This is a genomic window from Rhizobium vallis (assembly GCF_003985155.1).
Taxonomy (GTDB): Bacteria; Pseudomonadota; Alphaproteobacteria; order Rhizobiales; family Rhizobiaceae; genus Rhizobium; species Rhizobium vallis.
This window is the reverse complement of sequence record NZ_ML133728.1, coordinates 1-5,000: the sequence shown is the minus strand read 5'-3', so window position 1 is coordinate 5,000 and position 5,000 is coordinate 1. Positions and strand designations below refer to the sequence as shown.

The following is a 5,000-nucleotide window of genomic DNA, read 5'->3' as shown; positions in this document are numbered from 1 at the left end:
AAAAGCACCAAACCGTTGAGAGAGAATCCGTTTTTACGCGGCCACGTGCAGCGCGCCAACCCAGATGAGACGATCCCCAGTGCCGGGGGCGACATCGAATGTGCACGTCGTCCGTCTTCCTTCAAAACGTGACGTTTGGCCAGCATCCCAAGAGGCGACGGCTGTCGCATCTGAGGTGTAGACAGATACGGATGCGGGAAGAGCCTCGGGTGCGAAGGATGCTGGCGCGGTCGCTGAAGTGCTTAGTGCCGTCTATGACGGCCTGCCCTTTGCGGGTTCTACTATGGCTTCAGGCCAGGACGAAACCCGCCCATGGCGCCGGATGCATTTCATACAGCGATCATGAGCCAACGTGTGAGTTGGGTGCTCGATGCCGACCCGTATCCTGCAACTAATGCCTGCGGGCGGGTGCCGCGGTGGACCGACTTGTTCATCACGCAACGATCATTCGAAATGAACGTTGAAAGCTATCGACGACGTTCCACCCATGGGGGTCAAACGCCGGCGCGGCAGGCCAGCCTCATTCGCGACAATCAAAGGCACCGCCAGTTTGTCGCGCGCATTGCCTCGCCTGAACTGCTCCCTGAGAATGGGTTATTGCCTCATCTAAATTGCTCCCGCCGAATCAACCTCGGGAGCTGTGATGAGGAAGGTCAGCATGGCGACACGTGCGGAATTGGTGGCAGCGATCAGTTGTCGCTATGTGTTAGGCGGGCGGGCCGAGAAGGCGAGGATGTTAGACGAGTTCGTGGCGCTCACGGGCTTTCATCGCAAGCATGCGATGCGACTGCTGCGAGGAGAACGCAAACCGGCGAAGGGTGGTCCTCGGCCAGGGCGCCGGGTTTACGGCGACGACGTGCGGGCAGCGCTCGTCGTTGTTTGGGAGGCGTCGGATCGAATTTGCGGCAAGCGACTACACCCCCTGTTGCCAACACTAATCGAAGCGATGGAACGTCATGGACACGGCGATATGAATAGCGAGACGCGCCGGCGACTCTTGACGATGAGCCCAGCGACGATTGATCGGGTCCTCAAGGATGGTTCGCGAGCAAACGGTACTGATCACTGCGTTGGCCGAACTGCGCAAGTTGCTGCCGTTCCCGCTGCTGGGCTTCGACACCGATAACGACAGTGTGTTCATGAACGAGAGTGTTCATGAGTATTGCTTGCGCGATAATATCGAACTTACCCGTTGCCGCCCTTACCGAAAGAATGATCAGGCATTTGTCGAGCAGAAGAATGGCGCAATCGTGCGCAAGATCGTTGGATACCGACGCTTCGAGGGGCTGCGAGCCACTCGGGAGCTGGCCAAGCTTTATTCGTCAATGCGGTTGTTCGTGAATTTCTTTCAGCCATCATTCAAGCTGAAAGAAAAGCACCGTGACGGAGCCAAGGTGATCAAGCGCTATCATCGTCCTGCCACACTCTTCCAGCGGCTGCTTGACGACCCACGCACGCCGGAGGATACATGCCTTTGGCTCAAGGCGATGTACCTGACGCTCGAAGACTTTCTTTCTGGCTTACGGATTGCTTGGCGTGGTGGTGAAGTGAAACCGACTGCCAGCTCCAAGCCAGCGGCCAAGCGAGAGCGGCGGAGGCCCGATCCTCTACTCGCCGTCACTGCCGAACTCGAGGAATGGTTCGAGGCGGAGCCTTGGCGAACTTCGCGAGAGTTGCTTGAACGCTTGCAGGTCAAATGCCCCGGCGTGTATCCCGACGGCCTCATTCGGACCGTGCAGCGCCGAATGAAAATCTGGCGCAGTACACAGGCCATGCGCTGGTGTTCGGGCCATTCGCCGATGCCGCGCGGCAGACGGAAAGTATAGAGGTCGGGCAGTGAGATCATTACCGAACAATACAGGATCGTCATCCGCGCTCTTACCGCCAGGTTGGCCTTCGACAACCGACCCCACCGGAAAACATGATGACCGCCCGCGAAGCCGCCCGCTCGCTACAGCGCTATTGAGAGGCGCGCTCGCGAGCGGCTTCGCTACCTCCGTCACCTGCACCAGGTGCGGGGATACGATCGGAACAACCCGTGAGGCATTCGAAAACATCGAGTGAGCCAACGACATTATTCTCCGGGAACACTCTTGGGTGAGGCAATACGGCGTCTCATCCTGATCGCCGCCCCATAGGTCGCATAACTATCAGGCGTGCAACGGGTTCTGCAAGCAGCTACACCGCAATGGTTCCGTTGCCTGAGGCGGCGAAATCAGAAAGGCCGGCGGAAAGATTGGTTGGAATCGGAAATTCTGACGGCACCCTTCACGCTGCATGTCCAACACATCACTCGAACTGCTTAAATGAAGGCCAATTTTAGCGGGCTCCGCATGGCAAGCGGCAAGCTGGCGAGCCTCTGTGTCGGCCTGATGGTCGAGTGCAGACGATTGTCGGCAAGCCGTCGCCATATGGTGTTCGGCCATGCCTTGAGGGCATGATTGGATCTGGCTTTAGCATGCTGGGCGGCGGTCGGCAGGCATTAGGATCGAGGTTCCAAATTTGAATTTCCGGAGGACCGGCATCGATGTACCCAAGACGGAACCAGCCGCGCGATGACGATTCTCGCGAAGTAAGTGGGTGGATCGAAGGCGTGACCGGAGCTTTCGAGACGGACGCCTGGATCGACGACTACTATTCAGAGAGCCGAGACCTGGAACAGGATCCGAGCGACTTGCGCGGGCAGCAAGACGTCGATGCCGCAACGGAGACTCACGTGGCCTCAACCAAGGTTCGCGTCGGCGCCAAGCGTGGTCGCCCCGCCGACCGAGACATGCATCCTGATGACGAGACCCGCATCAACCAGTTCGCGGAAGCAGTCCGAAACTACGAAATTCTACCCGACGGTAGCGTCGGCCGAGGGGACGGAAGGGTTCCCGAGGCTACCGTCGAGAACAATTTAGGGATTCTTAGGAGGTTCGCTCGTTGGCTCCGAGCAGAAAACAGAGATTCGATGGCTTCTCGGTTTTTAAACGATCCAGATTCGCTAGCCGGTGATATCGCGGATTACTGGGCAAACGGTGGGGACGATCGTAAGCGTCTTAACTCAGCACTGTCTCATTTCAGGAGGCTCTCGCCTGAGGGGCAAGAACTCCAAGCCGTTGGACCTGGGCCGCGCCTGATGGGCCGCCGAATTCATGATCCTTATCCCGACGACGCCCTCATTATTGAGGCCTTGGCCAACGAAGAGCGGAGTAAGCTCCGACCGGTCTCGACTTCCCGGAAAAATGCCAGTAACCAACGAAAATTTAGCGCTTGGCTCAAAAGGGAGGGCAGGGAGAGCATAGTCAGCCGACTCACGGGTACTGATGAGCAGCAACGGTCGTTGCAGGAGGATTTTAGGAAATTTACCGAGGCCGAGGGAAAAGTGGTCGTGAGTTTAGATCGGCTGCGGCAGTATCTAGGCGCCGAGTCCCAGTTGAAACAGCATAATCCTTATCCCGACGACGCCCTCATGATTGATGGCTGCGCCAACGAAGAGCTGAGCAAGCTCGGATCGGACTCGACTTCCAAGAGGAATGTTGTCCGGATTACGGCCATAAATCAACGGAGGTTTAGTAATTGGCTCCAAAAGAATGGTAGGGGGAGCATAGCCAGTCGCCTGACTGGCAGTGATCAGCAGCAAGGGTCGTTGAAGGACGATTTTAGGGGCTTTACCAAGGCTGAAGGAAGAATAAACGTGGGTTTTGATCGGCTGCGGCAGTATCTAGGCGCCGAGTCCCAGTTGAAGCAGCATGATCCTTATCCCGACGACGCCCTCATTATTGAGGCCTTGGCCAACGAAGAGCAGAGTAAGCTCGGACCGGTCTCGACTTCCCGGAAAAATGCCAGTAACCAACGAAAATTTAGCGATTGGCTCAAAAGGGAGGGCAGGGAGAGCATGGTCAGCCGACTCACCGGTACTGATGAGCAGCAACGGTCGTTGCAGGAGGATTTTAGGGCCTTTACCAAGGAGGAAGGAAAAAAAGTGGTCGTGAGTTTCAATCGGCTGCGGCAGTATCTAGGCGCCGAGTCGCAGTTGAAACAGCATGATCCTTATCCCGATGACGCCCGCATCATTGATGACCTAGCCAAGGAAGCGCTGAGCAAGCTCGGATCGAACTCGACTTCGCAGAGGAAAGTAGTCTTGAATCTGGCCAGCAATCAACGGAGGTTTAGTGATTGGCTCCGAAAGAAGGGTCGGGGGAGCATAGGCAGTCGCTTGACTGGCAGTGATCAGCAGCAACAGTCGTTAAAGGACGATTACAGTAACTTTACCAACGCTGAAGGAAAAAGAATAAGCGTGAGTTTCGATCGGCTGCGGCAGTATCTAGGCGCTGAGTCGCAGTTGAAACAGCATAATCCTTATCCCGACGACGCCCTCATGATTGATAGCTTCGCCAACGAAGAGCTGAGTAAGCTCGGACCGGACTCGACTTCGCAGAGGAGAGTCGTCTGGAGACTGGCCAGCACTCAACGAAAGTTTAGTGATTGGCTGCAAACCAGGGGTAGGGAGAGCATAGCGAGCCGGCTCAACGGCAGTGATCAGCAGCAATGGTCGTTGAAAAAAGATTACCAAGACTTCACCGAAGACATGGGAAAACACACTATCTCTTTCAAGCGGCTTCGGCAGTACCAGCAAGTCGTTGAGGCGAACGCAGCGTCGGGGTTGTCCCCTGAGCCGGCAAGTGGCCGCGAACCGGCCGGTCTGGACGGCCGTTCGGATTCACGTGCCGAGTTCAGATCAACTTCGCCGCTGCAGCAGGTTGATCCACCGATCGAAAGCCGCAGCGGATTGTCGCTCGACCATACCGAATGGCTGGGCGACCAGCATATCCAGACGGATTATGAGCTGCTAATGCAGGACTTGCAGCGAAACGATCCGGATCTCGCCGCCAGGACGCGGCTTATCGATCCCCTGATAGCCCATTATCATCTGCGCCTGGGCGATGAGAGCACCGCGCTGAGCGCTTTCCAGCGCATCGTTAATGATCAGAATGGAAGAGATACAGCCGACTTCC

The 5,000-nt window shown here is 56.7% G+C and carries 2 protein-coding genes and 1 pseudogene; all 3 read left to right on the top strand.

Annotation, left to right across the window (positions count from 1 at the left end; all coding sequences use genetic code 11):
• Window positions 1-643: 643 nt before the first annotated feature.
• Window positions 644-1,826 (top strand): annotated as a pseudogene (locus tag EFQ99_RS34705) (transposase).
• A gap of 480 nt (window positions 1,827-2,306) precedes the next feature.
• On the top strand, window positions 2,307-2,441 hold the full coding sequence (locus tag EFQ99_RS36140) for a hypothetical protein (RefSeq protein WP_258155573.1): 135 nt from the start codon (window positions 2,307-2,309) through the stop codon (window positions 2,439-2,441).
• Between the two features lie 86 nt (window positions 2,442-2,527).
• Window positions 2,528-5,000 (top strand): hypothetical protein (locus EFQ99_RS34695; RefSeq protein ID WP_126925329.1); only part of this gene is annotated, 2,473 nt, incomplete at its 3' end.